This is a genomic window from Chryseobacterium sp. P1-3 (genome assembly GCF_000738495.1).
Classification (GTDB): domain Bacteria; phylum Bacteroidota; class Bacteroidia; order Flavobacteriales; family Weeksellaceae; genus Chryseobacterium; species Chryseobacterium gallinarum.
The window spans coordinates 766,319-782,212 of sequence record NZ_JPEQ01000004.1; the positions used below are offsets into that span (position 1 = coordinate 766,319).

The 15,894-nt window shown below is 37.0% G+C and carries 14 protein-coding genes and 3 pseudogenes; 10 read left to right on the forward strand and 7 right to left on the reverse strand.

Going from position 1 to position 15,894, the window contains the following annotated elements; translation table 11 throughout:
* Positions 1 to 12 precede the first annotated feature (12 nt).
* From HX13_RS25965 to HX13_RS06285, 5 genes and pseudogenes are all read left to right on the forward strand, one after another.
* Positions 13 to 357 carry a hypothetical protein gene (locus tag HX13_RS25965; protein WP_316931246.1) on the forward strand — a complete coding sequence of 115 codons (345 nt, stop codon included), beginning with the start codon at positions 13 to 15 and terminating at the stop codon, positions 355 to 357.
* A gap of 68 nt (positions 358 to 425) precedes the next feature.
* Positions 426 to 842 carry a helix-turn-helix domain-containing protein gene (locus tag HX13_RS25970; RefSeq protein ID WP_316931247.1) on the forward strand — a complete coding sequence of 139 codons (417 nt, stop codon included), beginning with the start codon at positions 426 to 428 and terminating at the stop codon, positions 840 to 842.
* Between the two features lie 65 nt (positions 843 to 907).
* A pseudogene (locus HX13_RS06275) lies at positions 908 to 1,542 on the forward strand (DUF417 family protein).
* 258 nt (positions 1,543 to 1,800) lie between these two features.
* Positions 1,801 to 4,203, forward strand: coding sequence for a phenylalanine--tRNA ligase subunit beta (gene pheT, locus HX13_RS06280; RefSeq protein WP_050020359.1), 2,403 nt, complete (start codon positions 1,801 to 1,803; stop codon positions 4,201 to 4,203).
* Between the two features lie 630 nt (positions 4,204 to 4,833).
* The gene (locus tag HX13_RS06285; RefSeq protein ID WP_050020360.1) at positions 4,834 to 5,187 is read left to right on the forward strand and encodes an META domain-containing protein; all 354 of its coding nucleotides are present in this window, start codon (positions 4,834 to 4,836) and stop codon (positions 5,185 to 5,187) included.
* Between the two features lie 46 nt (positions 5,188 to 5,233).
* Here the strand turns inward: HX13_RS06285 and HX13_RS06290 are convergent, their stop codons facing one another.
* From HX13_RS06290 to HX13_RS06315, 7 genes and pseudogenes are all read right to left on the reverse strand, one after another.
* Entirely contained in the window at positions 5,234 to 5,473 is a 240-nt protein-coding gene (locus tag HX13_RS06290; RefSeq protein WP_002977986.1) for a hypothetical protein, read from the reverse strand.
* Positions 5,474 to 5,510: 37 nt separating this feature from the next.
* Positions 5,511 to 6,416 carry a 3-hydroxybutyryl-CoA dehydrogenase gene (locus HX13_RS06295; RefSeq protein ID WP_185113597.1) on the reverse strand — a complete coding sequence of 302 codons (906 nt, stop codon included), beginning with the start codon at positions 6,414 to 6,416 and terminating at the stop codon, positions 5,511 to 5,513.
* Complete coding sequence (locus HX13_RS23620) at positions 6,416 to 6,664, reverse strand: hypothetical protein (protein ID WP_238555088.1); 249 nt, start codon at positions 6,662 to 6,664, stop codon at positions 6,416 to 6,418. Before HX13_RS23620 ends, HX13_RS06295 begins: the two co-directional genes overlap by 1 nt.
* 230 nt (positions 6,665 to 6,894) lie before the next feature.
* Positions 6,895 to 7,774 (reverse strand): annotated as a pseudogene (bla-A, locus tag HX13_RS06305) (CGA/CIA family class A beta-lactamase).
* Between the two features lie 69 nt (positions 7,775 to 7,843).
* Entirely contained in the window at positions 7,844 to 8,431 is a 588-nt protein-coding gene (locus tag HX13_RS23625) for a carbohydrate-binding protein (protein ID WP_238555089.1), read from the reverse strand.
* A gap of 112 nt (positions 8,432 to 8,543) precedes the next feature.
* Positions 8,544 to 9,575, reverse strand: a complete 1,032-nt coding sequence (locus HX13_RS23630) for a glycoside hydrolase family 5 protein (protein WP_238555090.1) — start codon at positions 9,573 to 9,575, stop codon at positions 8,544 to 8,546.
* Between the two features lie 355 nt (positions 9,576 to 9,930).
* Positions 9,931 to 10,894: pseudogene (locus HX13_RS06315) on the reverse strand (Gfo/Idh/MocA family protein).
* 226 nt (positions 10,895 to 11,120) lie between these two features.
* Here HX13_RS06315 and HX13_RS06320 point away from each other — a divergent pair.
* The 5 genes from HX13_RS06320 (at position 11,121) to HX13_RS06340 (ending at position 15,889) form a co-directional block, all read left to right on the forward strand.
* Positions 11,121 to 11,771 carry a protein-L-isoaspartate(D-aspartate) O-methyltransferase gene (locus tag HX13_RS06320; protein ID WP_050020479.1) on the forward strand — a complete coding sequence of 217 codons (651 nt, stop codon included), beginning with the start codon at positions 11,121 to 11,123 and terminating at the stop codon, positions 11,769 to 11,771.
* A gap of 186 nt (positions 11,772 to 11,957) precedes the next feature.
* Positions 11,958 to 12,221 (forward strand): hypothetical protein, encoded by a 264-nt coding sequence (locus HX13_RS06325; protein WP_050020364.1) that lies wholly within the window; start codon positions 11,958 to 11,960, stop codon positions 12,219 to 12,221.
* 70 nt (positions 12,222 to 12,291) lie between these two features.
* The gene (locus HX13_RS06330) at positions 12,292 to 13,254 is read left to right on the forward strand and encodes a 2-hydroxyacid dehydrogenase (protein WP_128572214.1); all 963 of its coding nucleotides are present in this window, start codon (positions 12,292 to 12,294) and stop codon (positions 13,252 to 13,254) included.
* A 74-nt stretch (positions 13,255 to 13,328) separates the two neighbouring features.
* Positions 13,329 to 13,622, forward strand: a complete 294-nt coding sequence (locus HX13_RS06335; protein WP_050020365.1) for a hypothetical protein — start codon at positions 13,329 to 13,331, stop codon at positions 13,620 to 13,622.
* Between the two features lie 281 nt (positions 13,623 to 13,903).
* The gene (locus HX13_RS06340; RefSeq protein ID WP_050020366.1) at positions 13,904 to 15,889 is read left to right on the forward strand and encodes a urocanate hydratase; all 1,986 of its coding nucleotides are present in this window, start codon (positions 13,904 to 13,906) and stop codon (positions 15,887 to 15,889) included.
* Positions 15,890 to 15,894 lie beyond the last annotated feature (5 nt).

Below are 15,894 nucleotides of genomic sequence, written 5' to 3' on the forward strand. Positions count from 1 at the left end.
TGAAATAAAAATATGCCTATACACATACAATCATACTATTCCGGTTTCCCTTCAGAATTTACTACTGAAAACTATAGTGTAATAGTATGGAAAGGTTCCGGCTTTTTCTCTGTAGATGAAATAAACTATGCTTATAAAGGTTATAATATATTATTTCTTTCTCCTTATCAAAAATTAAAGCTGTTTTCAGAAACAGGGGAAAATATTTCTATTCTCCTATTTCATGGTGATTATTATTGCATAGAATATCATAAAGAAGAAGTGGCCTGTAATGGTTTACTTTTTAATAATATTTATTTAAATCCTGCTATAGAACTTTCCAAAGAGAGCTATGAATATATTCTCGGACTTTTTTAATCACATTAAAAAAAGAAGAATCAGAACAACATCCGTTTTCAGAATCGATAATCAAAACCTATATTCAGTTGATCCTTGCCTTAGCAAGTAAACAAAAAAGCAATATTGATCACAACATAACTTCTAGTGGAAAATTAGTCAATAAAAATGCCTCGAAATTTCAAAAACTGTTGGAAACCCATTATAAAAATGAAAAAGAACTTTCATTTTACAGTGATAAACTGAGTATTACAAATAATACATTAAGCAAAGCTGTTAAGAAAGAATTTAATAAAACACCGACCCGGCTTATCAATGAAAGAATCATTCTGGAGTCTAAGAAACTGCTGCACCTTACGTATAGTTCTGTAAAAGAAATAGCATCAGAGCTGGGGTTTACCGATGAATTCTACTTCAGCAGGTATTTCAAAAAATCAGTAGGCTGTTCTCCCAAAAATTACAGAAAAAAGGTAGGAGTTTCTGTGGTGGCGAAAATGTCCATATAATGTCATGAAATATCTATGTTAATACATCTTACATGAGGATACCTTTGTAAAAAAAAGTAAACCACATGCAAAACATTAGCGTATACAACCGTTTATTAAAATTGGATACTTATTTTCTCAATTTTCTTAGAATTTCAATTTTTGTTGTTATGGCCTGGATCGGCGGGCTTAAAGCTTTTCAATATGAAGCGGACGGGATTGTTCCCTTTGTTGCTAACAGTCCTTTGATGAGCTTTTTTTTATAAAAATGCAGAAAATAAGGTGGAGAATAAAGATAAAAAAAATCGTTGCCGAATACAGTTTATATAAAAATCCGGAGGGAAAAATAGTACAGAAAAATATTAACTGGCATAAGGAGAACGGAACCTATATATTTTCCTATGGTTTGGGCACAATGATTTTTCTGATAGGAGTATTGGTTCTGTCAGGTATTTGGTTTCCTAAAGCAGGTACTGTGGGAGGAATGTTAACGTTTTTAATGTCGTTGGTAACACTTTCTTTTTTAATCACTACCCCGGAGGCCTATGTTCCTAAGCTGGATGGAGATTATCCTACCCCTCAGTATGGGTTTCCGTATCTGTCAGGAGCAGGTCGCTTGGTTTTAAAAGACATTATTATGATGGCTTCAGGCTTGGTATTGTTTTCCGACAGCTTAAAAAAAGCGGTAAATCCTTCCAATGATCTACCCGGAATTAGATGAGAAATTTTACTATTGTTTTGAAAATCTTTTAAATAGAGCAATGAGCACACAGACAGAATTGGGACGGTTCGTAAAGGACCAATTAATGAAAATTTATTATCTTAAAGTTGCCCCTAAATTTCTCTATTTCTCAAAAAAACACGACATTTGTACGTTTAAAATAGTACAATGGTAATTGTACAAATTCAAATCAATTTTGAAAATACACCGGATACATTCATAGGCAGTATCCGGCTTTAGAAAAAATAAAATTATCAGATGAAAATATCAAACAATTGGCTGAAAGACTTTGTAAAAACGGAATTAAAAACTGAAAGAATCGGTGAGTTCCTTACAGATATAGGTCTTGAAGTTGAAGGGATAGAAAAATTTGAAAGTGTAAAAGGCAGTCTGGAAGGAATTGTTGTAGGTAAAGTATTAACCTGTGAAAAACATCCGAATGCTGATAAACTTAAGAAGACAACAGTAGATGTAGGGAACGGAAAAGTGTTGAACATCGTTTGCGGGGCTCCTAACGTAGAAGCCGGCCAAACGGTTCCTGTAGCGGTTGTCGGAACTAAAATTTATGATAAAACCGGAAACTTTTTTGAAATTAAAGAAGCAAAGATCAGAGGAGAGGTTTCCCAGGGAATGATTTGCGCAGAAGATGAGCTGGGCCTTAGCGATGATCACGGCGGAATTATGGTACTGGATGAGACAAAATATGAAGTGGGAAAAAACTTTGCCGATTATTTTGAACTGGCCAATGATGAGGTTTTTGAAATCGGGTTAACGCCAAACAGAACTGACGCAATGTCTCACTATGGTGTTGCCAGGGATCTTCATGCTTATCTTTCTACCAATCAATTGAAATCACAGTTTAATAAAGTGGCTTCAGAAGCTTTGAATAGTGAGGGCTCAAATGATTTTAGCATCGAAATTGAAGATGCTGAATTATGTCCAAGGTACATCGGAGCAGTGATTGAAGATGTAAAAGTGGCAGAATCACCATCCTGGTTGAAAGACAGGTTAAGAGCCATCGGACTAAGCCCGATCAATAATGTGGTAGACATTACCAACTATATTCTTCATGGGTACGGTCAGCCTCTTCACGCATTTGATGCTGATAAAATTGCTGACAAAAAAGTGAAAATAGGACTGGTAAAGCCAGGAACAAAGTTTACAACTTTGGATGGGGTGGAAAGAACATTGAATGGTTCTGAAATCATAATCAAAGACGGTAAAGATAACCCGATGGGTATTGCCGGAGTATTCGGAGGAGAACATTCAGGAGTGACTGAAACTACAAAAACAATATTCCTGGAAAGTGCTTATTTCAACCCTGTAGCGGTAAGAAAAGGTGCGAAATTACATAGTCTGAATACAGACGCTTCTTTCAGATTTGAAAGAGGGGTGGATCCCAATATTACAAGAACAGCTATTACCCATGCTATTAAAATGATTCAGGAGATAGCAGAAGGTAAATTGAAGGGAGACCTGTTGGAAGAATACCCTAAGAAAATTGAAGATAACTATGTGATCTTAAGGTTCTCAAAAATTGAACAGATTTTAGGAACAAAAATTCACAGGGAAAAAGTAAAAGAAATTTTAAAGGCGCTGGAAATCCAGGTGTTAAATGAGATTCCTAACGGTTTCGAAATTTCTGTTCCTGCTTACAGGGCAGATGTGACAAGAGAAATTGATGTGATTGAAGAGATTCTCAGAATCTACGGATACAACAAAATCGACGCTCCACAAAAAATTTCATTTACCCCTGTTAAACTAAGCGCCAATGATCAGGATGAACTGGAAAATAGCTGGGCAAGAACTTTACAGGGGCTTGGTTTCAATGAAGTAATGAATAATTCACTGACTTCTGTAAAAGATGAAACGGATGCCGTAAAACTATTGAACCCTTTAAGCGGTGATCTTGCTTTCATGAGAAAATCTTTATTGGAAGGGCTTCTTCAGAATACAGTGTATAATATCAACAGGAAAAATCAGGATATTAAATTCTTTGAGTTCGGGAAGATCTATCTTAAAAAAGATCAATACGAAGAAAGAAAACAATTAGCTATTCTGGTTTCAGGGAGAGATGTTGCTGAGAATTGGCTGCAACCTAAATCGGCAGTAAGTTTCTATAATCTTAAAGCCTATGTAAAAGTATTGCTGGAAAGATTAGCCGTAGACTATAAAGAAGTAGCTTTATCAGACGAAAGATTCTCTGATGCATTAGCGTATGAGGCAGACGGTAAAGTCTTGGTAAGAATCGGAAAAGTAGCGCCGGTATTGTTGAAAGACTTTGATATTGATCAGGATTGCTTCTATGCTGAAATCGAGATTGAATTAGCTCAGGAATTACGTTCTAAAAATGAATTGAAGTTTAAAGACATTCCGAAATTCAACAAAATCAGAAGAGACTTAGCTTTATTGATTGATAAGACTGTTAACTATCAGGATTTATATCAGATTGCAAAGAAAAATAAATCCCCCTTCATTAAGAGCATCAACCTATTCGATGTTTATGAAGGGAAAAATCTGCCGGAAGGGAAGAAGTCGTACGCAATGAGCTTCGAGCTGTTAAACGAGGAAAAAACACTGGAAGAAAAGGAAATCACAGAAGTAATGGATTCCCTAATTAAATCTTTCCAGAAAGAATTCAATGCTGAATTGAGATCTTAAATGTAAAAAACAATTATATAGAAACGGACTTTGTAAGGTCCGTTTTTTTATTGATGTAGGTCCCAGATAAATCTTGGGATCAGTCTCAAAAATTGGGGATATAATAAATTGGGTCTGTATGTAAAAATTCTGTCCATTATTGATTAGCATCAAAATTATTGAGCCCTCACGCAAGTTTAAAAAAAAAATGTTCCATTTCAAGTAGGCAAAGAAGGCAGCATAGCTGCTGACTAAGCGCATGCAAAGTCTTCGCTTCATCAGAATCGATTAAAGATCGATTCATTTCTTAGCTTACTTAAAATAAAGAGTAATCAAAAAGAGGTCTTTGCGTGAATTTTGAAAATTAAATAGATCTAAATGTTACAAGACCCCAACTTTAGGGTTTGATCCAAATCTTGGGCTAAACCAGTTTCAATGACACACGAAGGAGTCCGGTGACAGATTATAGACAAAGATGGTATTTGTGCTTGAAAACTATTCAAAATGCAAGGTGTTAATGAATAATAAAATTTACAGGAACCCGTTTAAATAATATAATTTCCGTAAATTTGGTTAATTCAAAAAGAAAAAAAATGAAAAATCTTTTTTTTAAGTATATGTACAGCAGCGGTTTTGGCTTCATGTGGAACCATGACCAGTCCATCGGCTTCTAAGGTAGGAAAAGCTCAGCCTGCACTTGCAAATACAAAATGGACGTTGGCAGAAAATGTAAAAGGTAAAATCCCAACGCTGAATATTGAAGGAGAGAAAATCACCGGAAATGCCGGTTGTAATAACTATTTTGGAACGGCTAAAGTAGATCCGTCTACAGGAAGTTTTTCTGCCGGGCAAATGGGATCTACAAAGATGATGTGTAATAATATCGGTGTAGAGCAGAACTTTATGGATATGATGGGAAAAGCCAACAAGTATGTGATTTCCGGAAATACCCTGGAATTGTATAAAGACAATCTTTTATTATTGAAGTTTAACAAATCAGAATAAAACAAAAGGAACTCTTTGGAGTTCCTTTTTTATGTTTGGATTGTTATTAATCTTCCTCTTCTTCGTCGTACTTAGCCAACTCTTCATCGCACCATTTAAATGCTGCTTCTACCACTTTCGTAGCTTCATCTGCCATCGTTTCTTCATCATCACCCTCAAGATCATCCAACCACTCAACTTCTTCTTCCTCAACGTTTAAGATAAATCTTGGATATTCTGTGTGGACTACGAATAAATCTTCTGGAAACTCCGAATTATCTGCTAATAAAAACTTTGGTAATTTCATTTTTTTAATGTTTTAACTTTCTCAAAGATAAATAAAATTATTGACTTAAAATGAGTTCAAAAACATTTTTGAAACTTTTTTCAGCTTTTTTACTTTCAGAATAATCATAGAAGCCTTCCCCTGATTTTACACCCAGTTTTCCGGCTGTTACCATGTTTACCAGCAACGGATTCGGGGCGTATTTCGGATTTTTGAATCCGTCGTACATCACGTTCAGGATAGCAAGGCATACATCGAGACCAATAAAGTCTGCCAGCTGAAGCGGACCCATCGGATGAGCCATACCCAATTTCATTACTGTGTCTATTTCTTCAACTCCGGCAACACCGTTGTAAAGTGTTTCAATAGACTCATTGATCATTGGCATTAAGATTCTGTTGGCTACGAATCCTGGATAATCGTTAACTTCCACCGGAACTTTTCCTAATGTTTTACTCATTTCATAGATGGAATCAAACGTTTCTTTAGAAGTAGAATATCCTTTGATGATTTCAACAAGCTTCATAATCGGTACCGGATTCATAAAGTGCATTCCGATTACTTTATCAGCTCTTTTTGTAGCGGCAGCAATTTTAGTAATGGAAATTGATGATGTATTCGTCGCCAAAATGCAGTTTTCCGGTGCAAATTCATCCATCTGACCGAAGATTTTTAATTTTAAATCCTGGTTTTCAGTAGCTGCTTCTACGATAAGATCAGCACTTCCTACAGCTTCATTAAGGGCTGTAAAAGTAGTAATGTTTCCTAATGTTTCTGTTTTTTGTTCTTCCGTAAGGTTTCCCTTTGCAATTATTCTGTCAAGATTGGTGGTAATGGTCTTTATTCCTCTGTCCAAAGCTTCCTGGGATACATCTACCAGGTTTACTTTAAAACCGCTTTGTGCAAAAGTATGTGCAATACCATTCCCCATGGTTCCCGCTCCGATAACTACAATGTTTTTGATCATTTTTCTTTATTTTTATAGATAGTTAAATTTCTTGCATTCATAAGATCCGGCTGAGACACGGTGACTGTCGGATCAAAGTTGACAAATCCGCTGCTGTTTTCCTTTCTTTTTCTATTTTGAAGAGCGGTTACAGCGCTAAGATTTTGGATCAGTTGTTTTTTTTGTTTAGCATTAAGTTTATCCGTTCCCACATACAGATTAAATTCACCTTCCCTTCCCAGGCCGCTCTGAATAAGAATTTCCATTCCTTTGATCTTATTCTTTTTTTCAAACTGTCTCAGGGAAGAAATTACCGGTTCTTCCGAAGGCGTCCCACAGCATACACTTGAATAACTGATCTCTAGATAGTTTTGACTCTTTTGTGAAAAAAAAGAATGCAAAACAGAATGTACAGATTGATAGTAATACCTTTTTCATATTAATACAAGAATTGAAAATATGTTCAATTCTCAGCTCTAAAATTAAGCTTAATATTTTACTTATTAAAATAATCCCATACAGCCTTGGAAACATCAGAGATAATTTTGCAATTTATGACATCTGATTCGTAGGAGTTGTTTACAAAAACGGCAATGGCATAGTGCTTTCCATCAGGTAGCGTTATAATTCCCATATCGTTTTCTGCCACCGTAAGATCATTGTCGTACTTCCCTGAAGCTCCTGTCTTGTGGGCAACCGGAGTTCCTTTTGGCAGTTGTTCTACAATTTTATTGGTTCCTGTTTTGGTTCCCAGCATGATCTGCATCAGATAATCCGTAGATGGTCTGGAAAGTATTTTACCGTCATAAAACTTTTTTAGCAGCTGCACAGCAGAATTGGTGGTGCTGTAGTTTCCGTATTGGTTTTTCCAGTTCTTATGCATATCATCCTCATTGTGCTTAATCCGGAATCCTTTCACTCCTTTGGAATCCATGAATTGCTGGACGGTTTGTGTACCTCCGATAAGTCTTAAAAGAAGATCGCAGCCGTTATTGTCACTCAAAGCGACTGTGTAATCAATCACTTCATTCAGACTTAGTTCAACGTTCCCATCAGGATATTTCTCCCGGATCGGAGACCAGGTGTTTTCCGGTAAATCAGTTTTTTTGATAAATATTTTTTGATCCAGAGACAGTTTCCCCTGATCTACAAGATTCAGGACAGCACAGGCAATATGGAACTTAAAAACACTCAACGTGGGAAGCTTTGCCTCACCATTTTTGCTGTATTTGAAATGATTTTCAAAACCCAGAACGGAAATTCCGACAGTCGCTTTTTTATCTTTGGTAATGGCATTAATTTTTTGTTCCAATGTTGTTTGTTGAGCTGACATGAATACAGCAATAAAAAAGAAAAAGAAAAGTGATTTTTTTCATGATAATAAGGTTAAAAAAAAAACTCCCTTTTATAGACTAAAAGAGAGTGACAATTTAAGACAATTATCTTTATTTAACTTCAAAATAATTCAGATTGACTCCATCATTTTCAAAAATAATCCTGATCTTATTTTCTCCCTTTCTCAGGTGAATATTTTTAACCGAAACAGTGTTCCAATGTTCTTTCTTTCCTGTAGGACTTAAAGAAACAGTGGCTAAAGGCTTACCTGAGGCTGTTTCCAGCTTTATTTTAGAGGCTTTTCTCGAAGAGTACCTGATCTGAAAAAGATAGTTCTTGTCAGCTTTTGCCGTAATGGTATATTGAAGCCATTCCCCGGCTTCTGTTTTTCCTACATAATACCGGTTCGTTATCTTGTCATTACAAAGGTAAATATCAACTCCGTCATTTCTCATCTGCTGACCTGAATTCCATTCCGATCTTTTGTCCGGATCACTTACCCAAAGGTTGATAAAATCTTTATCCACATAGGCTGATCCCATTCTTCCTAAATCATATTCCGAAGCAAATACTCTTCCCGGAACGATATGTTCTTTAAAAGGCTTTGTGTTAGCATCAGTTACCTGCCTGAACATTGCATCGATAACATCCTTTTTAATTTCAACATTACCGAACCTATAATGATCTGCAATCTGCATCAGGGCTTTTTGTGCATATTCCTTTGAGGGCCTTTCACCTCCGTTTTTCCAGTATTGTAAAAGCTTTTCATACTCCGGAGTGGTTTTTACATTGGCGATGCCTGCTATATTATCAATTTTTTTTCATGGGCCAGAAAGCATAGCCAATAGTATGCTTATCCAACAGTTGTATTAATTCCGTAAACCAGACATTGGAATTTTCACCGGTTTCTCCAAGCCAGATCGGCATATTATGCTTTTTCCTCAGATCTAAGGCAAACTGTATGGTTTTATCATCATTGTAATTCCAGTATTTATGAAAGCTGAAAGCCATATTGTCATCCCAGATGGAGGGTAATCCATTATAATTGTTGCCCCAGCCATTTCCTTCTATGAAGATGATGTGGTTTTTATCAACCTCACGAATAGCAGCAGTAATTTCTTTTTGCAGTTTCCAAAGAGGAGCATTTGACATTTCGTCGGTTCCATTAGGGTTTTTCCCTGTGAAATTGATATTGGGCTCATTGATGATATCATAGCCGCCAATCCATGCTTCATCTTTATACCTTTCAGCCAGTTTCCTCCAGAGAGCAATGGTTTTCCTTTGATTTTCCTCACTTTCCCAGAGAGAGGGCTTCGAAGTATCGTTATCTGAAATATTGGCATCATTTCCTTGTCCTCCCGGGGCAGCATGAAGATCAAGAATCAGATATATTTTATTCTCTCTGCACCATTGCAGCAGGTTGTCGGTCATTGTAAAGCCCTCTTCCAACCAGGTATCTTTACCTTTTACCGGTTCCTTTTCTATAGGTAATGTATATAAATTATAATGCATGGGAAGCCTTATAGAATTAAAGCCTGCTTTAGCCAGAAAATCAATATCCTGTTTTGTAATTCCGTTTTTCAGGTAAGCCTTATAAAACTCTTTCATCCCGTCTTCCCCAATAAGGCCTGCTATTTTTTCTTTGATTTTATATTGAGGGCCTGCAAAATCTGCTGTCTTTAGCATATATCCTTCCTGAAGCATCCATCCTCCTAATCCAAGACCTCTCAACTGGATGTTTTCGCCTTTGTCATTAACAATTTTTGATCCGGATGTTTTTAATAATTGTGATGTCCCAAATTGAGACAATATTAAAGCGGATATTAAGAGAGTCCTTTTCATAGTTGTTTTTTGAATATTAAATAAAATAAGAGGAATATTTAGAATTTATTGGTAATGGATAATCCAACCATAAGAATTCTGCCTTATGATGGCTTATTTTGCCGGAAGTCCACGGGATATATAAAATAAAATCTTTCAATTGTTTATTGAATTATTTTCAAATATATCGCTTTTTTTGTTGTAAAAAATGAGTTTGCAAGAATAAATCTTTATTTATTCAATTTTCGTAAATATTGAATTGACGGAATTATAAGAGTTTTCTTTGCTGAATAATCAGAATCCTATCTTGTAGCTTTAAAAGGTACGAGATAGGATTCTGATTTTGCCATAGATGATACAGCAGATTATTTTGTTATCAGCTGATCAGCTTCATAATTTCCAATGCTACTTTCAGCGCTTCAGTTCCGTCCTCTAAGGAGACTTCCACATTTTTACCATCGGTAATGGCATCAGCAAAAGAATTTAATTCATCCAGAATAGCATTATTGGGTTCAATGTTCGGATATTCAAACAGGATCTGATTTTTCTCTCCATCTGCATTTTCAATGATCATATCAAATGGAGTAGGGTTTTCCGGAGCATCTTTCATTCTGATTACTTCTGCCTTTTTCTCCAGAAAGTCAACGGAGATATAAGCGTCTTTCTGGAAAAACCTGCTTTTCCTCATGGCTTTCATAGAGATCCTGGATGTAGTAAGATTGGCAACACAGCCATTTTCAAACTCTATTCTGGCGTTAGCGATATCCGGTGTTTTGCTGACCACGCAAAACGCCGCTGGCATGGATATTTTTCACTTTAGATTTTACCATGCTCAACAGAATATCCAGGTCATGGATCATCAGATCCAGGACTACAGAAACATCAGTTCCGCGTGGATTGAACTCAGCGAGTCTGTGGATCTCAATAAACATTGGATTTTTGATATATTCTTTGGTGGCAATAAAAGCCGGATTATATCTCTCAACGTGACCTACCTGAGCTTTAATCCCGTTTTCCTGACATAATTTCAGGATTTCTTCAGCCTGTTCAAGCGTTTGGGTAACCGGTTTCTCAATGAAAAAATGAAGTCCTTTTTCGATGCCTTTTAAAGCATAATCATAATGATAAACTGTTGGCGTTACAATATCCAGCATATCAATCTGGCTCAGCAATTCATCAAAATTTTCAAAATATTTGTATCCGAATTCTGCTTCCAGTTTCTTTCCATTTTCAACATCTTTATCATGGAATCCTATCAATTCATATCTATCTGATTGATTAAGAAGCTTTAAATGTATTTTTCCCAAGTGTCCGGCACCTACCAAACCTGCTTTTAACATACCTGTATTAAATTTTTGTAAATATAGTGAATGTCCTTATATAATGATACATGACTTTTCCCGTGGAAACATTTCAGATGATCAGTACAGTTAAGAGAAAAGATCCGCCAGCAATTTTATTGAAGGAATACAGAACGGGAAAGGCTTTTGAGTTGATCAGTATAGATTGTTTTGTTACTTTTGTAAAAACTAATACAGGTACCTAATAACTATTATTTAAATAATGATGCGTGATTCGTTTGTACATAAAGGAAAAAGAAAAATTTTAGTCGATTATCTCCGGCAGAGAATTGGGATCTCAGATGAAAATGTACTTTCGGCAATGAATGAAGTTCCGAGACACCTTTTTATTGAAAGTATTTTTGAAGATTTTGCCTATGAAGACCGGGCTTTCCCTATTCTGGCTCATCAGACTATTTCCCATCCGTCAACGGTGGCTGAACAGTCGGAGTTATTGCAGGTAAAACCTGGAGAGAAGGTATTGGAAATCGGGACAGGTTGCGGGTATCAGACTGCTGTGTTATTGGCAATGAGAGCACACGTTTATACTGTGGAAAGACAAAAGGATTTGTTTGATTTCTCAAAGAAAAAATTAAGAGAACTCCATCTTTATCCAAAATTTCAGAGTTTCGGAGACGGTTTTGCCGGGTTGCCGACTTTTGCTCCTTTCGATAAAATTATCGTGACGTGTGGTGCTTCCACCTTACCTGCTGAACTGCTGAAACAACTTAATATAGGAGGAAAAATGGTAATTCCATTGGGACCGACGGATGAACAGGTATTGTACAGATTTACCAAAGTAGGACCTACAGAATTTGAAAAGGAAGAATTCGGAGCCTATAAATTCGTCCCTATGCTGGGAAGTACCAATCAGTAATTTAATCAAACTCATATTGCCTGGCGGCTCAAAGCCTGCTCCTTATACTTGTTTTAAAAACAAAATCTTATTGTCTTTTAAAGTTAAATAAATTAATAGGATTTAATCTTTTTTAATAAATTTTAAATCTGTTTCGGAATGAAAATTGGACTCATATAAGAACCCAATCACTAAAATCTTATTATTATGGATACGAACAGATTTAAGGCGTCGCATGATTTTAGTAATCTTCAGAAAAACCTGCATAACAATCCCGGATATAGTGTAGAAAGCTATTCCCAGCAGGTGAAAGATTATATCAATGACATGAAAAGCAAGAATCAGGAAGCCACCAAGCAGGGTTTTATGGCTCAGGCTCAGAAGTCAGCAAAAGAAGTTTGGACGGAAATTCAGGAAATTGCTTCAGAAGCCTGGGAGAAAAACAAAAACCATTCAGATGAAAAGAAATAATTTTTAATATTAAAGTTCAGGAACCTTACTTTTGCGAGTGAGGTTTTTTGTTTAAAAAATCATCCAGACAATGAAAGTTTTTATTAATAAGAATATTCCTGAAACAGGAATTACAATGCTGAACGAAGCAGGCCTTGAAATTATTTTGCCGGAAGAAGAAAGTCTTTCCTATGAAGAATGGCTGAATTACTGTAAGAATACCGACACAATTTTAAGTATTGGTGCAGAATTTAAATATGATAAAAACTTCTTTGAAGCCTGCCCGGACGTCAGGGCAATTGCTTTGTATTCTGTAGGATTTGATCATGTAGACATTAAAGAAGCTAACAGCAGGAATATTCCAGTCGGCAATACTCCCGATGTTTTAAGCAAGGCAACTTCAGATGTTGCGTTTTTACTGATGCAGTCGGTGGCAAGAAGGGCAAGCTATAATTTTCAGAAAGTAAAAGATGGCAATTGGGGAGCATTCGATCCTTTACATGCTTTGGGACAGGAGCTTTATGGAAAAACACTAGGCATTTATGGGCTGGGTAGAATTGGTTTTGAAATGGCTAAAAAATCCCGGAAAGCTTTTGATATGAATATCCTTTATCATAACCGGCATCGGAATGATGAAGCGGAAAGGGAATTGGGCGCAACCTATGTTTCGTTTGAAGAACTGGTTGCAAATTCAGATATATTGAGTATTCATGCCAATTATACTCCCGGACAGAAAGAACTTTTCGATCGTTTCGTGTTTGAAAAAATGAAGTCCGGTGCTATTTTTATCAACACGGCAAGGGGCGGTTTCCAGAATGAGAAGGATTTGTATGATGCACTGGTTTCAAAACAGATCTGGGGCGCCGGTCTTGATGTTACCAATCCGGAACCTATGTTGCAGGACAATCCGCTTTTAGAGCTTTCAAATGTTTGTGTACTGCCTCATATCGGGTCTGCAACCATGGAAGCCAGAAACGGTATGGCAAGACGGGCAGCAGAAAATATCATTGCCTTTTCAAAAGATGAAAAAAATGCCATATTGCGTCAATCCTGAAGTCTATGATCAGCATTCATGAAAACTTGGAATTATTTTTGTTCTAAACCAGTAAACCTTAAACACCAAATGTTATGATACCAGAAGACAATATTAATCAGCAAAACAGAAGGTTGGAAGAAATGGATTATAATCCCAACGAAGATATATTTAAAAAAGAGAAGCATATTCCCCTTGACGGAGACGGCAATCCTATCTGGAATGAAAATGAAGATGAAGATAAAATAGACGGAGGTCTGGATATTCCCGGAGGAGAAGAAGATGATGATATGGAGGAAATAGGTGCAGAAGATGAAGAAAATAATTACTGGAGCCTGAGTGATAATAACGACGATCATGAAGAGGAAAACGATGATGTTTTAACTTAAACTTTTACAAACAAAACCGACCTTGCTGAATTCAGTAAGGTTTATTTTTGAAAGGTAATCTTATCCGGCAAGAAGAAAATTCCCGTTCCCTGGAAGGAGAGGAATTAAGGTGCTTTTCAAACATAGTATTCAAAACAGGATTCTGGTTTGTAAAAATGCGGAATAATGAACTGTAAATAAGCAATTGCCTTTTTCGTTTTTCTCCCCTTGTCTATATTTTCTAATTTGAATATCTTTAAAACTTCAAACATTGTTTAAAACATAGACCGTTAAATAGCAATATGACATTTCAAGAACAGATACAGCAGGGGATTCCTGATCAGCTGCCACAACCAAAACCATACGAAGCGAATATCAACCATGCGCCGAAGCGTAAAGAAATTTTAGGAGAAGAAGAAAAAAAGCTGGCATTAAAGAATGCCTTACGTTATTTTGATCCTCAGTTTCATGCCGCCTTGATTCCTGAATTCAAGCAGGAACTGGAAGATTATGGAAGAATTTATATGTACCGCTTCCGTCCGGATTATGAAATGAAGGCAAGGCCTATCACAGATTATCCGGGAAAATCCGAACAGGCAAAAGCGATTATGCTGATGATTCAGAATAACCTGGATTATGCAGTAGCTCAGCATCCACATGAGCTGATCACTTATGGTGGAAACGGTGCCGTATTTTCCAACTGGGCACAGTACCTTTTGACCATGAAATATCTGTCTGAAATGACGGACGAGCAGACATTAGTGATGTATTCAGGACACCCGATGGGATTGTTCCCTTCTCATAAGGATGCACCAAGAGTGGTGGTAACCAACGGAATGATGATTCCCAATTATTCAAAACCGGATGACTGGGAAAAATTCAATGCTCTGGGAGTGACGCAGTATGGGCAAATGACTGCGGGAAGTTATATGTATATCGGGCCCCAGGGTATCGTTCACGGAACAACCATTACCGTATTGAATGCTTTCAGAAAGATCAATAAAGAACCCAAAGGAGGCCTTTTCGTAACTTCCGGATTAGGGGGAATGAGTGGAGCTCAGCCAAAAGCCGGAAATATTGCCGGTTGTGTTACTGTGTGTGCAGAAGTAAATCCAAAAATCACAAAAATTCGCCATGATCAGAAGTGGGTCAATGAAATTCATGAAAATCTGGATGAATTGGTAAAGAGAGTGAGAGAAGCACAGGAAAATAAAGAAACTGTTTCTTTGGCTTACCTTGGGAATATTGTAGAAGTTTGGGAAAAATTTGATCAGGAAGATTTAAGAATTGATATCGGATCAGATCAGACGTCTCTTCATAATCCATGGGCAGGTGGATATTATCCTGTAGGACAGAGTTTTGAAGAATCCAATAAGATGATGGCTGAAGACCCTGAATTATTCAAAGAAAAGGTTCAGGAAACTTTAAGGAGACATGCGGCAGCCATTAATAAACATACACAGAAAGGAACGTACTTCTTCGACTACGGAAATGCCTTTTTATTGGAAGCATCCAGGGCCGGGGCAGATGTGATGGCAGAAAACCCGACACTGGGCAGGGAATTCAGATATCCAAGCTATGTACAGGATATTATGGGGCCAATGTGTTTTGATTATGGTTTCGGGCCGTTCCGTTGGGTATGTACAAGCGGAAAACCTGAAGACTTACAAAAGACCGATGATATTGCGTGTGCTGTTTTGGAGGAAATGATTAAAAATTCACCTGAAGAAATTCAACAGCAGATGAAAGACAATATCCAGTGGATTAAAGGAGCACAGGAAAATAAACTGGTAGTAGGCTCACAGGCTAGAATCCTGTATGCAGATGCTGAGGGAAGAATGAAAATTGCAGAAGCTTTCAATAAAGCTATTAGAAACGGGGAGATCGGACCTGTTGTATTGGGAAGAGATCATCATGACGTTTCGGGAACGGATTCTCCTTACAGAGAAACTTCCAATATCTATGACGGCTCAAGGTTTACAGCAGATATGGCTATTCATAACGTGATTGGCGACAGTTTCCGTGGAGCCACCTGGGTTTCTATCCACAATGGAGGTGGCGTAGGCTGGGGAGAAGTAATCAACGGAGGTTTCGGAATGCTGCTGGATGGAAGTGATGACGCAGACAGAAGATTAAAGTCTATGCTGTTCTGGGATGTAAATAATGGAATTTCAAGAAGAAGCTGGGCAAGAAACGAAGGCGCTATCTTTGCTATTAAAAGAGCAATGGAGGCTGAACCTAATTTAAAGGTGACCCTGCCTAACCTTGTAGATGAAAATTTATTGTAAATAAT

Coding starts and splice junctions, on each gene's coding strand:
- HX13_RS25965 (WP_316931246.1), top strand. CDS start 13: ATGCCTATACACATACAATCATACTATTCCGGTTTCCCTTCAGAATTT.
- pheT (WP_050020359.1), top strand. CDS start 1,801: ATGAAAATATCAAACAATTGGCTGAAAGACTTTGTAAAAACGGAATTA.
- HX13_RS06285 (WP_050020360.1), top strand. CDS start 4,834: ATGACCAGTCCATCGGCTTCTAAGGTAGGAAAAGCTCAGCCTGCACTT.
- HX13_RS06290 (WP_002977986.1), bottom strand. CDS start 5,473: ATGAAATTACCAAAGTTTTTATTAGCAGATAATTCGGAGTTTCCAGAA.
- HX13_RS23620 (WP_238555088.1), bottom strand. CDS start 6,664: ATGGAAATTCTTATTCAGAGCGGCCTGGGAAGGGAAGGTGAATTTAAT.
- HX13_RS23625 (WP_238555089.1), bottom strand. CDS start 8,431: ATGCAGATTGCAGATCATTATAGGTTCGGTAATGTTGAAATTAAAAAG.
- HX13_RS23630 (WP_238555090.1), bottom strand. CDS start 9,575: ATGAAAAGGACTCTCTTAATATCCGCTTTAATATTGTCTCAATTTGGG.
- HX13_RS06320 (WP_050020479.1), top strand. CDS start 11,121: ATGCGTGATTCGTTTGTACATAAAGGAAAAAGAAAAATTTTAGTCGAT.
- HX13_RS06325 (WP_050020364.1), top strand. CDS start 11,958: ATGGATACGAACAGATTTAAGGCGTCGCATGATTTTAGTAATCTTCAG.
- HX13_RS06330 (WP_128572214.1), top strand. CDS start 12,292: ATGAAAGTTTTTATTAATAAGAATATTCCTGAAACAGGAATTACAATG.
- HX13_RS06335 (WP_050020365.1), top strand. CDS start 13,329: ATGATACCAGAAGACAATATTAATCAGCAAAACAGAAGGTTGGAAGAA.
- HX13_RS06340 (WP_050020366.1), top strand. CDS start 13,904: ATGACATTTCAAGAACAGATACAGCAGGGGATTCCTGATCAGCTGCCA.